The sequence below is a fragment of the Haliscomenobacter sp. genome, assembly GCF_033763495.1.
Classification (GTDB): domain Bacteria; phylum Bacteroidota; class Bacteroidia; order Chitinophagales; family Saprospiraceae; genus Haliscomenobacter.
On record NZ_JANRKL010000148.1, the window covers coordinates 134,870 to 152,694 of the forward strand.

General features: G+C 46.8%; 12 protein-coding genes. 10 read left to right on the plus strand and 2 right to left on the minus strand.

Translation table 11 applies throughout. The annotated features are described in order from the left end of the window. Positions 1-2 precede the first annotated feature (2 nt). The gene (locus SFV55_RS15430) at positions 3-536 is read right to left on the minus strand and encodes a hypothetical protein (RefSeq protein WP_320030418.1); all 534 of its coding nucleotides are present in this window, start codon (positions 534-536) and stop codon (positions 3-5) included. Between the two features lie 135 nt (positions 537-671). Then, entirely contained in the window at positions 672-2,588 is a 1,917-nt protein-coding gene (locus tag SFV55_RS15435) for a caspase family protein (protein WP_320030419.1), read from the minus strand. Between the two features lie 244 nt (positions 2,589-2,832). Here SFV55_RS15435 and SFV55_RS15440 point away from each other — a divergent pair, with 244 nt between their 5' ends. The 10 genes from SFV55_RS15440 to SFV55_RS15485 all read left to right on the plus strand — a co-directional run bounded on the left by SFV55_RS15440 (position 2,833) and on the right by SFV55_RS15485 (position 17,712). After that, positions 2,833-3,270: a hypothetical protein gene (locus SFV55_RS15440; protein ID WP_320030420.1), complete on the plus strand. Its 438-nt coding sequence runs from the start codon at positions 2,833-2,835 to the stop codon at positions 3,268-3,270. Beyond that, positions 3,267-5,435, plus strand: coding sequence for a sensor histidine kinase (locus SFV55_RS15445; protein WP_320030421.1), 2,169 nt, complete (start codon positions 3,267-3,269; stop codon positions 5,433-5,435). Before SFV55_RS15440 ends, SFV55_RS15445 begins: the two co-directional genes overlap by 4 nt. A 26-nt stretch (positions 5,436-5,461) precedes the next feature. After that, positions 5,462-6,121 (plus strand): response regulator transcription factor, encoded by a 660-nt coding sequence (locus SFV55_RS15450; RefSeq protein WP_320030422.1) that lies wholly within the window; start codon positions 5,462-5,464, stop codon positions 6,119-6,121. Between the two features lie 64 nt (positions 6,122-6,185). Continuing rightward, positions 6,186-7,943: a CHAT domain-containing protein gene (locus SFV55_RS15455; protein WP_320030423.1), complete on the plus strand. Its 1,758-nt coding sequence runs from the start codon at positions 6,186-6,188 to the stop codon at positions 7,941-7,943. Continuing rightward, entirely contained in the window at positions 7,940-9,970 is a 2,031-nt protein-coding gene (locus SFV55_RS15460; protein WP_320030424.1) for a hypothetical protein, read from the plus strand. The genes SFV55_RS15455 and SFV55_RS15460 overlap by 4 nt, the downstream gene beginning before the upstream one ends. After that, positions 9,967-12,096, plus strand: a complete 2,130-nt coding sequence (locus tag SFV55_RS15465; RefSeq protein ID WP_320030425.1) for a WD40 repeat domain-containing protein — start codon at positions 9,967-9,969, stop codon at positions 12,094-12,096. The genes SFV55_RS15460 and SFV55_RS15465 overlap by 4 nt, the downstream gene beginning before the upstream one ends. 345 nt (positions 12,097-12,441) lie before the next feature. Next, positions 12,442-13,167: a hypothetical protein gene (locus SFV55_RS15470; protein ID WP_320030426.1), complete on the plus strand. Its 726-nt coding sequence runs from the start codon at positions 12,442-12,444 to the stop codon at positions 13,165-13,167. A gap of 252 nt (positions 13,168-13,419) precedes the next feature. Further along, positions 13,420-14,277 carry a hypothetical protein gene (locus SFV55_RS15475; protein ID WP_320030427.1) on the plus strand — a complete coding sequence of 286 codons (858 nt, stop codon included), beginning with the start codon at positions 13,420-13,422 and terminating at the stop codon, positions 14,275-14,277. A gap of 346 nt (positions 14,278-14,623) precedes the next feature. Beyond that, on the plus strand, positions 14,624-17,044 hold the full coding sequence (locus SFV55_RS15480; protein WP_320030428.1) for a TonB-dependent receptor: 2,421 nt from the start codon (positions 14,624-14,626) through the stop codon (positions 17,042-17,044). 350 nt (positions 17,045-17,394) lie between these two features. Next, the gene (locus tag SFV55_RS15485; protein ID WP_320030429.1) at positions 17,395-17,712 is read left to right on the plus strand and encodes a hypothetical protein; all 318 of its coding nucleotides are present in this window, start codon (positions 17,395-17,397) and stop codon (positions 17,710-17,712) included. The last annotated feature ends 113 nt before the right edge of the window (positions 17,713-17,825 follow it).

Genomic DNA, 17,825 nt, shown 5'->3' on the forward strand with positions numbered 1-17,825 from the left:
TGTTAACTTTTTTCTCCAGTAAAGTAATGCTCTTTATACCGAAAAAGGACATTGAAAGTTGTCAAACTGCCGTAAATTTTAGTAATGTACTGCTGCAAGTTGACTTTTTCGGCGTCGCTGAGTTGAGCATTGCTGTTGATGCGTTGTTCGAGTACGCGCAGGCGGTCGCGGGTCATCACGATTTTGTGGAAAAAATCTTCGATGGGCAGCTCTTTGGCTTTGAGGCTTTTGTCGGCGGGTTGTAGGATCAGTGTTCCGCCTTCCCAGCGGTCGCCAATGGGGACTTCCTCCATGCCATCAAGGTAGGTGCGCAGGATTTTGATCAGCGATTTTTCGGCAGCGCTAAAACTCACCGGGTCCTCGGCAGGAATTGCTTCTACAATTTCCATTTTGTCGTAGTCTTTGCCCACTAATTTGATGCCGTAAAGGCTGAAACAAATGTCGTAGGCCACGGCGTGTAGGCGAATCACCACCCCATCGCCGTATGCAGGGTGTTTTACACGGGATCCCACTCCCAGTAGCGTTTGCTCAGACATGGTACTTTGTATTTGCGGCGGAAATTAAGGAAGAATTGTGGAAAATGGTGAAAGGGAGGGGTGTTGATTTGGGAAATTTGTTATATTTTGTTTTTGGTATGGGTGAGGGATTGAGTAGATTCTATACTTCTTGCTTTACTCATGGCTAATCCTCACCCAAATCTCCAGCGTCCGCCAATCTTTCGTTTCAACCTCTTTCACTCTACCCACGGCGCGGGTTGGGCTGATGGGCTGAGCCTCATCCGGAGGCAATCCCTTTTGGTTGAACAAATCCGTGTTGAACTCTTCGGTACTGATGAACACTTTCAGGCACTCTTCGATGGCATGGATGCCATTGGCAAGATGGGTTTCCTCCATGCGCAAGGGGATCACCAAATAAGGATAACCATTGATCACATCGGTGGCATTGGCTTCTTCGCCGGGGTTCAAAGCCTGTTTGGGCAGGAGCACATTACTGATCCCAAAGTCATCGCCCAGGTAAAGCAGACTGATCCAGAGCGGACGCAGGCCCGTATTTTTGATTTTGAGTTTAAAACCCGGTTGGTGCCATTGGCCCTCTTTATTTAGATACGGAAACGAAACCGGAGGCACCCGCCAATCCACTCGTTCTGAGGGCGCATCGTTGCTGTCATTACCCGCTTCGGTCACCCGTTGCAAATCCAAGGTGATCTCTTCGTCGCGAATCCGGGTATCCAGGTTGTGCAGATCAAGTACTTGTCGCCAAGCAGCGATGGTTTCCAATTTTTGCAAAAAGAAGATTGCTGCTGTTTCATCATCGCCGGGCACCCGTTTAAAAAGTGGCGCATAATCGTGTTGACGGCTCAAAAAAAAGGCTCCGTCCTTGGCGTGAAGCAAAAAATCAGCAGGCCGATCACGGGTAAGGGTAAACAGGTTAGCTTTTGCTTTTTGGAGTTGTGCTTCTACCGCTGCGATACCCGCCGGATCACTTCCTGGCGCAATCCCCAGGGTGTAGGGAGAAATGGCCCGGCGTTTCATCACTGCGGCATAAGTACGGAGCGGATCGTAGTGCTCCATTCCGGTAATTTTGGAAAGAGAAGGTTCTACTTCAGCTACTTCGATTTCATGCTGGTCGTGCAAAAGTGCCAGCAGCGTGCGGTTGCCCGGTTCTCCAACGTTAATGCCATGAATAGCTCCGGCGTTGAGCCACCAGACATTGAATTTATCGCGCACAATGGCATAAGGTGCTCGTTCGGCAGCAGGAGACGTAGAGAGAAAGCCCAGCTTTTTATCTTCGGCTTCGGTTGATTCCAATTGTGGCGACTGTTCACTGACCAGGCGGCGTACCCGCAGATTGACCTGCCCCAACAGGCTTTCATACGAGAGGAATTCCCCCGATTGTGCCAAGGTTTCCACTAAACAATAGGTGAATGCGCCCCGAGGAGTTCCTTTAATTCGCGCCTCTTTGGCCGTTTCTACATCTCGCGCTGCGCCCAGATGGATTCTGCGCCCCTGTGGAGGGCTCAGTTCACCTTTGCTACTCTTTTGGTAATCGGCATAACCCAAATATTGCTCCAAAGTGGACTTGCTGCCTATTTCACGTAGATCACGGGTACGCAGCGTTTCCACCTCTGTGTCACGCAAAGAACCCGAGTGACAACAATCGGTGATGGTAATAAACGGAATGTCTTTGTCTTTGACTGCCAGCCAAATCAACCAGGACAATTCTTTGTCCATCAAATCGCGCCCGCCTTCTGTACGGCTGTCCCAACACACCAGTGAATCACTGAGGTGATCCGATTCCAGATGCCAAAACTCCTCAGGAGCCGGGCTGCGTGAACCATGCCCCCCGTAAAACAACAAACATTGGTCGCCAGCTTGGGCGGCTTGAAAATGGTCGAATCCGGCGATAAAGGCCTCCCGGGTGACTTGTTCGTCGGTCAGTGTATGCAACTTTAAGGTCAAACCCGCTTTAGTACAATGTGTTTCCAGGTAAGTTTTAAAATGTTGTAAGTCGCGTACACATCCCTCCAGCACATGACGTGGATTGGGGTATTTATCAATGGCGGTGAGGAGGGCGTAAACTGTGGGCATTGTTATAATTATTATTTAGGTGATCATTCAAAATATTACCTCAATGTAATGATTATACAAAATTAAACTGAACTTTCAAGCCTTTTTCCATTATATTTGATCATATTTGTTACACTTCAATTCTCCTACTCTCATGTTCTACTTGATTCTAAGTAGAGCGAAATACTGTTTTAAAAGTAGCATATCACCTGTCAATTGCCTTGATCTTTGTAGCATCAAAACATTCATCAAAAATTAAAACACTATGAAATTTTTCCATCCAGTCCTTCAGTTAGGAAAAGAAAGTGGAGAACTCGCTGACAATTATTTTCTCCACGTCATTAACTTTTGCCCACGCAGCAATTTTCAGGCCGACGGCTTCAGCATCAACAAAGAAAATTTGGCCAATGGTTTGCTGAAAATTACGGTCAAATTAAAGCAAGTTGCTGCGATGCCCAATTACGAGTTCATTACCCCCGTAGTACACAGCATTGATCTTGGTGCGATCAATTTTCCGATTGTGGAAAGCATGGTTGAAGTAACCGTAATCGGCGATGTTCTCCAAGAACCTACATCGAACGCAAGATCTACTGATGCCCCTACAACAACCAAAACGGGTGGTACAGGGACGGTTAGTACAGGTTCAGCTACCGACCGTGAACGCCCTGGCGATGACCCAACTTTATTCGGTTTTGTAAGATGAGAATCCTGCTTATCGGCGCATTGGGATTGCTTTGGTTTTGCCTCCCGTGCGGAAATGCTCAACAAAACACTACGGGAGTTGCTTCACAAGGAATTCCACTGTCAATTTGCTCCCAAGTAGATTCTCTTAATGAGTTAGCCTTTCAAAGTCTCGAAGCTGAACGGATCGAGCAATTTGCTCGGGAAGCTTTGAAATTGGCACAAAAAGGCAATTGCGCTAAAGGGTATGCCGATGGTTACTTCCGACTTGGCTTGGCTAAGTCGGAAATGGGCGACCTGTTGCAAGCAAAAATGTACTATCAGCAAGGTTTAATTTTACGTGAAAAATTGGGGGATAGCCTTGATATTGCCAAAGGTTATAAAAACTTAGGGCAATTGTATACCCGTTTAAACCTCTACGATAGTGCACAATACTATCTCAGGAGAGCCATTGAATTCATCCAATACCGAAAGGAGCTTGCTTTAGCTAAAATGTACAATGACTTGGGTACCTTGTACAAGGATAGTAACCGTTTTGGTTTGGCCAGGGTTTATTATCAACGTGGAATGCTTTTATACTCCCTGCTGCGGCCCAACGAACTTGAGACACTTGAGGAAATCCGATCTGGTCGTGCAACCCTACGGATGAATTACGCTGTGTTGATTCAAGATCATTTCAATCAAAGGCAAGCGGCCAAAGATTCCCTCTTGCGGTCGCTACGCGATTTCAAAAGTTTGGATGCCAATGCCAAAAAGTATATTCCGTTGTGCCATTTTTTTCTTGGCAACAATGCCTACTACCGACGAAATTTGCAACTGGCTGAATCTTATTATTTAAAATCAAATGCAGACAGTCTGCACTTCGATTTGCTTTATCGGGCAAAGACATACAAAAACCTTGGTCGGGTATACCTCGACCAAGGTAAATATCCTCAGGCCCGGCAGAATTTGGAGCTAAGTCGCAAAATATTAGCGCCTTTAAACAACGAGCCTGAACTTGCTTTGCTGCAATTTGAGTGGGCCAACTTTTTTTATGAACAGGCCAAATTTGCCGATGCAGCCCGCAATTACCTCAAGGTGTTGCGGCTTCAACCCAAAGACACTTTATTGGTGGGGCGAGCCCTGTTTTTTCTCTCCGATGCGTACCAGGAGCTCAAACTGCCCAAGCAAGCCAAAAGGTATGAAGACCAACTCATCCGCTTGCTGAACAACTTAAATTCCGATCAGGGGAATTTAGCTTTTCAGGAATTGTTTCGTTACCAAATGGACAAACAAGGGCTGCTCAAACAATTTTTGCAATACCAAAAAGAACTCGTTTACCAGCGCAGCCTAACCTGGGGCGCGGTACTGGTTGGTTTATTGCTGCTTGCCATGGGGGGTGTTTATTTGTTCCGCCAAAGGCAAATTGCGGCCATTCGGGAAGCGAAAATCGCCCAGCAAAACGAAGAAATCGCGCTCAACAACAAAAACCTCGCCCTACAGGAAGCCGAACTGGCCAGAAAGAAGGAACAGGTAGCTATTCAACAAAATTTAGCCTTGCTGCGCCAAAAGGAACTGGAAACCCAGTACGCCCGACTGGAAGCACAAGATCTCATTCAGCAAAAAATTGGTGAGGAATTGCACGATGGTGTAGGCTCTATGTTGGCTACGGTCAAAATGAACCTGTTGACTGTTGAAGAAGTACTGGATCGTTTGCCCAAAGAACGCATCATTACTTACAATCAGGCCAATCGTTTGTTGGATCAAGCTTGTGACAAAGTGCGCAAACTCAGCCACGAATTTGGCGAAGCCCTCCTGAAACAGTTCGGCCTTAAAGCCCAGTTGGAAGCCCTGCTGGAAGCAATTGGTACTTCCAAAATAGCAGTCGAACTGGTGACCCACGGGCTGAACCAGCGCCAGGATTTCCAGTTGGAACTCAACCTTTACCGGATCATCCAGGAACTGGTCCATAATGTGATCAAACACGCCCAGGCCACGCATATCTCCATCCAGGTAAGTTACTTTCCGGAGAATGTAAACGTGGTGATCGACGACAATGGGCGTGGTTTTGAGGTACAATCGATCCAGGATAGCCCCGGGTTGGGCATGTTGTCCATCCAATCACGGGTGAATGAGCACTCAGGCCACATTCACTTTGACTCAAAACCCGGACGGGGCACTACCGTAATGATTGATATTCCTTTGTAGAAAGCTGTTTTTAAAAGATTTGAACCATGAAAAAAATCAATATCCTGCTCGCCGACGACCACCAAATCATTTTGGATGGACTTCAGTCTTTTTTGGCACAAGAGGCAGAACTGGACATTGTGGGCACTGCACTGAACGGAGAAGAAACCCTGCAATTGTTGCAGGGACAGCAGGTAGACGTGGCCGTTTTGGACATCAACATGCCCAAGCCCGATGGCCTGGAATTGGCTCGAATCATTCGCAAACAATACCCCAAAACCAAAGTCATCCTGTTGACCATGATCGGCGATGGCAACTACATCCTCAAAGCCATGCAGCAGGGCATTGATGGCTACGTGATCAAAGAGCGCAGCAAGGATACTCTGATTGGTGCCATTCATGCCGTTTACCGTGGAGCGACATTTTTTCCGCCCGACCTTTGGCCCCGGGTGCAAGAGGCCCAGCTCAACGCAAGGCCTTCTGAGGAAGAAGTACAATTGACCATCCGGGAAAAAGAGGTCATCTGCCTACTGGTAGAAGACCCTGGTTTGTCCAATAAAGAAATTGCGGAACGGATGTTCATTGCCGAGTTTACGGTGCAAACCCATTTTCAAAATGCGCGCAAAAAACTGGGGGCGAAGACCAAGGGGGAGTTGATCAAGTTCGCCATGGAGAATGGGATGTGTGCGGAGTTGAAGAGAAATTGAAAATTTGTTAAATTTACAAAACCAAGCCTATAGCCCTTTCACCGCATCTAAAATCCTGCCCCATATGGACGTCCTCTACTTCGCCTTCGCCAATGACCCCGATCGCCCACTGGACGAACTCAAACGGGAAGACACCGAAATCAACCGCCTGCTCGAACCCCTGGCGGCTCGCGGCCTCTTCAAAATTGTGCGCGACTCCTTTGCTACCCTCGACAGCGTAGCCGACAAGCTCGATCTGTACAAACGCGAGCTGGTACACTTCCATTACAGTGGCCATGCCGGGCCCGATAGTCTGGAACTCTTGGGCGAAACTGCCCGCAGCAAGGGCATTGCCAACCTGCTTGGCGAATGCAAACGCCTGCAACTGGTGGTACTCAATGGCTGCGCCACCTTCCCCCAGGTGGATGCTTTATTGGGTTTGAACATCCCGCTGGTGATCGCCACTCAGCGCCCGGTAGAAGATCTCAAGGCTTCCGCCTTCGCCATCCAGTTTTACCGCTCCCTGTCTATGCTGGATACCGTGGAAGGCGCATTCAAGTCAGCTCGGGGGCGTGTATTGAGCATGGACGACCAATTGAACATCTCCCGCGGCCTGGCGCTGCGCAATGACCCCTCAGCGCAGCAAAGCGACTGCTGGGGCTTGTACTGCTTGCCCCAGCGGGAGGATGCGGCCAAATGGCGTTTCTCCAACAGCGTCAATGCCCCGCAACTCAAACGGTTTGAGCCCAATGCCCGCCTGATGGCTGCCCTGATGAAGGCCCTGGCCCCTTTTCGGGAACCCATTCAAACCCTGCTAAAGGACGAAGCCGAGGGCTCGGAGGTGGACATCGTCGACAAAAAAAGGGCGGTTTTGGAAGCCTTGCCTCACCCTATTAGTGAGTTGGTGCGTTTTTTGCTGGTGCCAAGCACCAACGATGCCAAAGACCAGGATCAATTTTTTGACCAACCCGGCCCTGGTCGCCTTCGGCAAATTCTCGCCTTGTACTTCACGCTGTTGGAGCTGATGACCTTCATCATGCTGGCCGAACTGTGGAATGTATTGCAGGAAAAAGAAGATGCCTCTGTTCCCGAAGCCACCCGCCAACTCATCCGCCGGTTTTTGCTGGCCGAAGACGAAGACCGCAGCCGCATCGATCACCTGGCCATCATTCGCGCCATTCGCGAGTACCTGGATGCTCAGGGACTCCCTTATTTTGTAGAAGAGCTGCAAAAACTCCGGCACCTGGCCCAGGAAGATACCGAATTCATAGCTGCCAACACTTTTTTCAACGAACTGAGCCCGTTGTTGGCATCATTGGGTCAAAACGAAGCAGAGCTGCTCTGCATCGATGCTGAAGAACACCTCGCCAGGGTTTTCGCCCAACTAGGCTTCCTGGCGCGTTACACCTTTGCTTCGGTCAAAAACATTGACGTACTCAAGTACCGGCACCAGCCCAATCCCCGCTACCGGCACAGCATGATCACCCTGGAGCAAAAATTTGTGGGTCTATCCGAAAAAAAGAGCGTCACCCAGGGCTTGCTCGATAGTGCCTCGGTGCTCCTGCTCAAAGCCAGCAAGGAGGGTCCACAACAGTTTTTGAACCTCACCCCTTTCATCATCGATCAAAATGCTTTTGACAGCGAAGTACATACCCTGGCTAAATTGCATTTTTTTGGGCGCTATGTCCCCTTCCAGAACGCCTACGCCTTTCGGCACATTTACCAGCCCGATGATCTGCCCCTGGTGATCAGCGAGCAAAAGGAATACCTCATCGTCAAAGCCCAATTGGACGCTTTTGCCCAACTCCTGTTTCAAACACCCATGCAAAAACTTCAGCTATGAAGAGTCCGTTCAAGTTCCTGGATGCCTACGAGCTGAAAGACCGTGCGGTATTTTTTGGCCGCGAGGAAGAAATTGAAGCCCTGTACAACCTGGTGTTCAAAACGCCCCTGCTTTTGTTGTACGGCCTGTCGGGCACGGGCAAAACCAGTCTGATCCGCTGCGGTTTGGCCAGTCGGTTTTCAGCACCCAATTGGTACCCCTTCTTCATTCGCCGGGGCGAAGACCTGAATGAATCGATTCGGCTGGCGCTAGGCAATGCCCTGCCGGCGGGAAAAACCCTGCCCGAAACCCTACCCGAGCAGGTGAGCCTGCTGTTTCGGAATTATTTGCGCCCGGTGTACCTGATTTTTGACCAGTTTGAAGAATTGTTCATCCTGGGCAAAAAAGAGGAACAACTGGCCTTTGCCCGCTCCATCCGTGCCCTGCTCGATGCCGAATTGCCTTGCAAAATCATCCTGATGATGCGCGAGGAATTCATTGGGCAATTGTACTTGTTGGAAAAAGAAATCCCCGGCATTTTCGATTTTCGTTTGCGGGTGGAACCCATGGGCCTCAAAAAAGTCCAGGAAGTGATTAGTGGCTCGTTGGAGCATTTCCAGGTGCGAGTGCCCGATCCAAAACGGAACATTGAGCACATGTACAACAACATCAGCGTGGGCAAGTCGGGTGTTCAGTTGCCCCACCTGCAGGTGTACCTCGACATGTTTTGGCGGGAAGATTTTAGTCGTACTTATCCTGTTGCCGAACAGCCCCTGTTGTTGGCAGGGATGGCTGCTGATCCACCCGTGTATCCGCCCCTGGAATTTACCCAGAAAGAGATCGATAACTTTGGCAACATCGAAAGTGTATTGGCACGTTTTTTGGCCGAACAGGAACGCAGCCTGCAAGCAGAACTGCGGAAGGAGTTTGGAGACAGCATTCCCGATCACGCTGTGCGCCAGGTGCTCGATTTGTTTGTGTCAGAACAAGGCACCAAAAAGCCTAGGCTTTACCGTCGCGATGAACAAGGACTGCATTTGGTTGAAGGCATTGATCAAGTTTTGATCAAGCTAAACCCAGATGCCCTAATTTATGCCTTGAATCATTTGTACGAATCCCGCTTGCTGCGCGAGCGCGACGATGCGTTGGAAATTGCCCACGATTCTCTGGCTGCCCTGATTTTCCGGGAACGCAGCGACGAACAGCGCAAAATAAGCGACTTGCTCATTCGCTTACAAAATGCGAAAAGAGAATTCGAACTGAGTCAAGAAGAGGAGCTGCCCAGTCGCAAACTGATGTTGGATACCCAAGAGCTTTTGGCATTGTTGCCGCTCAGCCCTCAATTGCGGGCATTTTATACAAAAAGCCAGGAAAAATGGGAAGAGCGCGAGGCTAAGGAAAATGAAAAAGCTGTTGAGCAGGCACGGATTGAGGAGATTGCTAAAGGGGCAGAAGAAGAGGCTCGTTTGCGGAAGGTAGCGGAAAAGGAACGGCGACGGGCAACCCTAGGAGCCTACCTGGCTATTGGCTTGGCTGTAATCACCCTATTGACCACCTGGCAGAACTACAAAATCATGAAAGAACTAAAATTAGAAAGAGCGGAGAATGAAGAGTTGATTATTAAGTTAAAAACCTCTTCCATTAAAAAGGCCGAATCGGATTCTTTAAGAGCTAAAGCAGATCGAGTTGCCCAAGAACAGGTGGCAAGTTTAGAGGTAAAGACATTAATTTTGACTAAATCAATGACTGGCCAAAAAGCTGAATCCGATTCATTAAGGTCTTTAGCTACGACCAGGCTAAGTCAATTGAAAGTAGAAATCAATAAAATAAATTTATTTGAAAATGCTGATGCCCAACTTAAGTTTAAGGTTAATGCTGAATATTTACAGAACTTTCTCAATGTGGGTGATTGCCAGGGAGCCCAAAAAACGCTAGGTGTTCTGGAGTCATTGTCTAAAAAGCTCCTCCAATACCCCGATATACAAGCACAAATCCAAGATTTACGTGATCAGGTCAATAATTGTAAACCCTCAAACACTTCCAAATGAAAGCATTCCTTTTTGTATTGATATTTTATTACCCCTGTGTGGCAATGGGTCAAATACCCTGTGGACTAGAGGAGTACAATAAGAACCTGGCTAGTGCACGCAAAGCCTATTTGCAGGGGCATTTTCGCTCTGCCTACAATCAGTTTACCGCACTAAAAGGATGTGAAGAAGGACAAAAAGAATTGAACCAACTCAACGCAAAGATCAAACTGGTGTTGGATGCGATTGAAAATGATGAAAAGGCGTCATCAATGTTGGTGAAAGCGCATGAAGCAGAGAAAGCGGGAAAATTTTATGTAGCACTCCATTGGGCTAATGAAGCTTGTAATATTTCAAAAAATGGAAATAATCTGGCGCTCCAAAAACGTGCAGAATTGTTAAACAAAGAGTTAATTGTCAAAAATAATACCGGAGTGGGATACATTGGCCGCATCAGGACTGTTGCTTCCTCCAATAATGATGTTGTTCAAAGTGTTGGTAAAGAGGATACACTTCGTGCCGAAATTTTAGCACGCATTAGACACTCAGCCAAAATTACCTCCCTTGCTTTCTCACCGGATGGGCAATTCTTTGTTTCCGGGAATAGGGATAGTACAGCCAAATTGTGGAATCTACAGGGCAAGGAAATTTGCACTTTTAAAGGACACCGTGACCAAGTCTATGATGTAGCCTTTTCCCCCAACGGAAAATTAGTCCTTACTGGAAGTAGGGATGGTACAGCCAAATTGTGGAATCTACAGGGCGACTCAATTTGCACTTTTAAAGGACACAGCAAAATCATCTATGATGTAGCCTTTTCCCCCAACGGAAAATTTGTCCTTACAGGGAGTATGGACGGTAAAGCAAAACTGTGGAACCTCAAAGGTAAAGATACCCTAACTTTCCTGAAGAGTTGGAAATACTGGAATATGTACATCCATGCTGTAGCTTTCTCCCCAGATGGAAAATTAATTCTTACAGGAGGCGATGACGGAATCGCCAAACTGTGGAATTTTAAAGATAAAAAAATTCAATCTTTTAAAAAGCATACTAACAAAGTATCTTCTGTCGCATTCTCTCCTGATGGCCAATGCGTTCTGACCGGAAGTTTAGACGGTACAGTAAAATTGTGGAATCTAAAGGGTGAGGAAAAAAAGACTTTTAAACGGGATACCGCTCAAATCTATGATGTCGCTTTTTCTCCTGATGGAAAATTTGTACTGATCGGAGGTACTGACAAAACTGTCAAATTGTGGAACCTAGAAACGAACGAAATTCAAGATTTTAAAGGACACCTGAACTCCATTTTTGCTGTCACTTTTTCTCCCAACGGAAAATTTTTTCTTACTGGGGGGGATGACAGTACTGCAATATTGTGGGGCCCCAAAGGTAACGAAATGAGTAAAATTTCCGAGATTGCTTCGGGTGCGCTTGCCCCAAATGGAAAATCCATATTTATTGGAAGCAAGGATAAAGTCGCTACTTTATGGGATCTCCAGGATCAGCGAATCGGCTCTTTCAAAGGGCACTCGACCGGTATCGATTCCGTAGATTTTTCCCCCGATGGAAAATTTTTACTTACTGGAAGTACTGATTCAACTGCCAGGCTATGGGACCGGGATGGGAATGAAATCAGGACTTTTAAAGCAAGTTCTGGAATTACTTCGGTCGCTTTTTCCCCTGATGGAAAGTTTATACTCGTTGGGAGTCGGGACAATTTTATCAGGTTATGGCATTGTGATATCGGGGGCTTCGAGGCAGAACAAGCAGCGGAATATTATGATTTTCAAAGCCAGATCAGTACAATAGATTTTTCCAAGACTGGTGATACTATTCTCATTGGAACTGGCAATCAACTCTATCTAGCCTTTAACCTGGTGAAACGTTTGCAAGAACAAAAAGAAGCATTAAACATTGCTAAACTTTTAGAGGAAGGATCCTGGTCTGAAAAAGATTGTGCTATTACTCAGGATCCTGATGCGCTGTTGGGCTGCGTTCAGTATTATTTTAGTAGGGGAAAACTGAACAGAGAATTTGTGAGTCGGGGCATTTCAGTACTGGATGAGACCAAAAGCGCGGTGGACAAGCTAACGGTCGTTAAAATCAAGGAGCAATTGGCAGATTATTTAAAATTGCTGGAGCAATAGGAGAAGTGAAAGAATCGGGCATTGTATACAAGCCAGTCTAGAGCGGTTGATTATTCTCTTAAAATCCAATAAAAACGTGATTATTCGAATTTACTAATTCAGTTAGGTTATATCCCACGTGGGGTGGGGTATAAGTAGTGAATATTTGTCTTTGATGAGTGTATAAATTGTTTTAAATATTGTCTACTCAATTTAAAGTACCCTAAAACCCTCAATACCAAGTACATCGCGCCTGCCTGGTTCACGGCAATTTTGTCTTGTCAAGCAGCACCAATGAAACCTGCTGATCTCCAAAAGATCCTGTAGCAATGGTGCATGCTGGCAATCACCAAAATTGAACATGCCATGAAAAAGCCAGCAGTTTTCCCTTTGTATTTGAGTCTCCTATGGTTGGGATGGAGTACAATCATTCCAGTGATGTCTTGCCCAGACAATGGCCTTTATTACCAGGAAACCCTGAATGACGGCAGCGTCCGACATGTGATTGAAAAAAATGTAGTGGTACTCAACCAAAAGCTCAAGGCCATTCCTGCGGATGCAGATGAAAAGATGATTGAAAAGTTAAGCCGAGAAAACAAAAAAATTGAACAAGCGAATCAGTCCAGACTGAATAGTGTCAAGGAGTTTGAAAAATTCTTCAATGGGTACTCGATAAATGGAGCAAAAAACAGCTTGGGTGAGTCTGTACTTTTCAAATTCAACATCATTGAGGAAAATGTTGAAAACACTGCCTGCATTCAAACCTCGAGGATATTGAGTCGAAAATATGCTTTGCCTTCGGCACTGACCACTCAAAATGGAAATAAAGTAATGGTTTATGCCGCGATATTGACAACGGTGTCCGCCAACGGGGAGATGGGAAAAGCACAAGGCAATATCATTTACCAGGTTTCTGCCAAAGCCCCCGAGGGCACCCTTTCTCATGAGCTAGGCCATGCATTGTATCTCCTGGACAGCTATGGCTTTGCAAGCAGTGAATTCGGAGATGGATTGATGGGTGCCGAACCCAAGCCAATCACCCCACAAGAAGTGGATCAAATTATAGCAAAGTGCTTAAAACGAGATAAATAGTTTGCCTAAGTGCCATAGAGAATTAAGATTGGTTAACCTAAGTATGGGTCCGTCTGGAGTGCGCTCTGGTCGGACTTTTTATGTGTTTTCTTAAAAGTTTTGTACCTGCTGAGCACCCACCCACAATATCCAATCCCGCTAATTTGCCCTGGTCACAACCCGCGAAAAGTGCCTTGCCCGACCTGATCCGCTGCCCTATCTTTACTCCCGATAGCTAATTTTTCCACGTTGTTCAGTGCTTTAATCTCCTCTATGGCCAACAATTACGATCGAATTTTCAAAGAAAACATTGAAGCACTGCTACTACCACTCTTGAAAAAGGTATTGGGACTGAATCCACCCAAGCTACTGCCTATCGATGCCAAGTTGCAGGTCACGCAGGAAGCTGAGATGGATAACATTCGGAGGGTGGTGCACGATGATCCAGCACTGGATTATGGATTACAAATTGAGTTCCACATTGCGGATGAAGACCTGCGCAAGCGCAACCTGCTCCACCATGCCTTGTTCCACTCCATCACCGGGCTACCGTTGAGGCAAATCGTCATCTACGGTGGCAAGAGCGACCCTCGCCACATCATCCAGAATCATTTGTTTACCCAAGGTCTGGAATTGAGCTTTGAAGTCCTTGTGCTAAAGCAGATTCCCAAGGAGTTGTTCACCCGCTCCAAGGTACCCGAGGAAGTGGTGCTGGCCATTTTATGCGACTTTGGTAAAGACCAGCCCGAACAAGTAGTCCAGCAGATTTTACAGCACCTGCACAAAATCTGTCGTAGCCCCAATCGCATCAAAAAATATCAGAAACAATTGTTAACTTTATCACGTTTAAGAAAAATGGAAATCATTGTCAAATCTCAAGTGGAAGCCATGACTATTCATTACGATATTGAAACGGATGGCCTTTTTCTACAAGGCATTGAGCTCAAGGAGCGTGAATTCATCCGAAATCTTTGGCTACTCCAGGAGTTTCCCCTAGAGAAAATCGCCTTATTATCGGGTACCAGCCTGGAGCGAGTAATCGAAGTCCTTTCAGCTCATCTACAGTCGGAGGGACTAAGTGAGGCTGTCGCTGCTCAAACATTAGAAGCTTATCAGACTAAGGTTGTCTAGGTTTATCTTACTATTCCTAAGTCAATTCAACGCAAAAATCCTTAAGTCCATTACCTTGCCCTTTGCGTCGGGGCTTGAAAATCGACGTAATCCGTTTAAAATCAAACCTAAAAATTTTGTATCCTAATCGCAACTCTTCCAGAAAAGGGATAGGGGAACTCATGCCCAATCTTGTGCTGGATGCCAGATTGGGCACCTGATGGTAGCCTTCCTACTCAATTCTAAGTATTCAAAAACCCTCCATTCCAAGTACATCACCCACTCTCATTTCCCCGCAATTTTGTCTTGTCAAGCAGTACTAAAAAAACCTGCTGATTTTCATCACCATCCTTCAAACACCAATAATATGAAAACCTCATTCACTGGCCTTATGCTGGTCTGCCTGTGCTTTGCCCAAACCTTAGGCGCACAAAACACCTTAGCCGGTCAAATCATCGATACAAAAGGGGAAAAACTACCGGGCGCAAGCATCCAGTTGCTACACTTTGCAGATCGTACCTACGCTGGGGGGGGCGCAAGCGAAATCGAAGGGAAATTTTCAATACCCAACCTCGCGGCGGGTAAGTACCTGCTAAAAGCCAGTTTTACTGGGTACTCCATTTACACTTCAGAGCCAATTGACCTTACATCCGGCCATAAAGACTTAGGCATAATTGTATTAAAAGACAGCATCAATCAATTGGGTGGCGCTACGATAACGGGAAAAAAGCCCTTGTTTGAACAACTGATTGATCGCTTCATCATGAATTTGGACAATAGCCCGGTGGCCATTGGTGGTTCCGCCCTGGATGCCCTGACGCGGATGCCTGGCGTGAGGATTGACCGGCAAAACAAGGCCATCTCGATCGTGGGGAAATCCGGCGTACAATTGATGATCAATGGAAAAATCAAGTACGTCCCCGCAGCTGCCCTCGTAGAAATGTTGGAGGGAATGAGCGCGGATAACATTGTAAGGATTGAAGTCATCACCGCGCCATCCGCCAACCTGGATGCCGGAGGCAATGCCGGCTACATCAACATTGTACTGAAATCCAGGCTGAACAATGGATTCAACGGGGCTTTCACCCTGTCTGGAGGATATGGCCGCGGTACAGTTGGTTCGACAGCCACCAATTTTAATCTCCGCCACAATAAACTAAACCTGTTCGGCGATTACTCCTGGACCCACGCTGCCCAGGATCAACATTCCAATTTTTTTCGCTCCAATCCCTACCTGGGGCAAATTGCCACGACTGAAATTTATAGCCGTCGTGACCCAGTTGCCAACAACCAGTTTGCTCGCCTGGGTGCCGACTACCAATTGACCAAAAAGACCCTGATCGGCGTATTGTTTTCGGGGTACAACAACGATCAACGCATCAAGGCCCTCAATACCTCGCAACTGGGGATCAATGGGTCAATTGACACCCTGATCCGCATCGACATGCGGGAAACCCATATCCTGAGCCACCTGGCGGGTAACTTCAACGTACAGCACCAGTTGAATGCCGATGAGTCGATCAATGTCGACCTGGATTATTTGCATTATCTCGATCAAAATCCGAGTTCCTACGTCAACAACTACGCTGATGGGCAGGGGAATGGGCTGTTTGCAACTGAAATCCAAAGCAGGAAAAACACCCCCATCAACATCCTGGTAGGGAAAATGGACTACACCCGGAAATGGAGCAAAAACATCCGCATGGAAGCAGGAATCAAAGCCGTTCATTCCACTTTCACCAATGATGTAGGGGTTGACTACCTCAAAAATGCCCAATGGACTGGCGATCCAGATTTGACGGCCAAGTTCGATTTGGTGGAATCCATCGCCGCTGCGTACAGTTCCTGGGACATTCAAGCCAGTGACAAAACCAGTTTAAAACTGGGCTTGCGGTACGAATTCACCGACTCCAATCTGGGTTCCGAAGAACAGGCCAATATTGTGGACCGGCGGTATGGCCGCTGGTTTCCCAGCTTTTTCATCAACCATAAATTGACGGACAAAGACGGAGTCAATCTGGCCTTCAGTCGCCGCATTACCCGCCCGACCTTTACTGAAATGGCTCCCTTTGTCATCTTCAACGACCCCAATAATTTTTTCTCCGGCAATGCGGCCTTACAACCTGCCCTGGCCAACAACATCAGCGTGGGATATCGGCACAAGAGCATTTTTTTGCTGCTGCAATACACCCATGAAGACAGTTCGATGGCACGTTTCCAGAGCCGCATTGATGTGGAACGCAACCGCAACGTCATTGTCTCAGAAAACATGCGCAACCAAAAAACTGCCAATGTTTCCCTGAACTTTCCACTGAAAGTAAGCGACAAATGGAATATACAATTCAATGTATACGGCAACTGGCAGCAATCCAATACCTGGTACAATGGACAGTTGTACCAGATCGCCCAAACCAATTACGGCTTCACTACCAACCAACAGATTAAAATCAACGAGCGCCTTTCGACTGAGGTCAATGCCTGGTTCCGTTCCAAAAGCCTCTTGTTTGGCACGCTTACCATGAAAGCCAATTATGGGGTTTTGGCAGGCATGCAATACAAATTTGGGAAAAAAGGGGATGTATTAAATTTCTCAGTCAGCGACATTTTCAACTCTGTAGCCGGAGTAGTTAGTCGCAAGCTGGAAACCGAAAATATCAATTTAACTGCCCGGGTCGACTTTAGTCAGACGACCTTCAAACTCAGTTACCGCCACAACTTTGGCAGTGATAAAATCAATCCCTCCCGTGCACGGGTGCAAACCGAAGAAAAAGGAAGGGTACAACAATGAGGAGTTAGAGCTTGTCTAAATATTTTTGGTTTGTAACTATTTAGCAGCCGCCTGCGGCGGTTTTTTATTTTATACCACGAAGACACTAAGTCACAAAGACATTAAGCGCTAAAATGTTGTTTCTTTGTGTATTAGAGTCTTCGTGGTGAAAAATCCAGCCGCAGGCGGCTGCTAAATAGTTACGATTTTTTAAAGTTTTTTGTACCTGTTTAGCACCCTCATACTCAATTTCAAGTAGTCAAAAACCCTCCTTTCCAAGTACATCGCCCCCTGTCATTTTGCGGCAATTTTGTATGGTCAAGCGGTGTTAATTAGCCCGCTTCAGCACCATCCTTCTAAATCGACGCAACATGAAAACCATACACCTTCTTTTGACCCTTACCCTGGTGATTTTGGGCAGCGCAGCAAAGGCTCAATACATTCCTCTAGGAAAAAATGTACCTACCACGAACAATTATTACGGAGGAAAAGGGGCTTACCCAAGCAGTGCTTTTAGGCAAAAAGCGAAGCCTGCTTCAAGTACCCCAGCAAAAAACATCCAAACCCCCAATAAACCACAAACCCCTTCTGCTCAGGTCATCAAAAAATCGATAATCAGCCATCCTTCGATGATCAATGGGTATACGCTCGTAGCTGGTGAAGACCAGAGGGTGTATGGCGGCAGGTAGCAGATGGACGAAAGAGACCTTCGAATTTGAAATGTAATAGACTTGAGCTGAGTTGATTATCAAGAAATTGATACAATGTCATTTTGGCTTAGGGCTTTTTTGAGTTCCGAGTT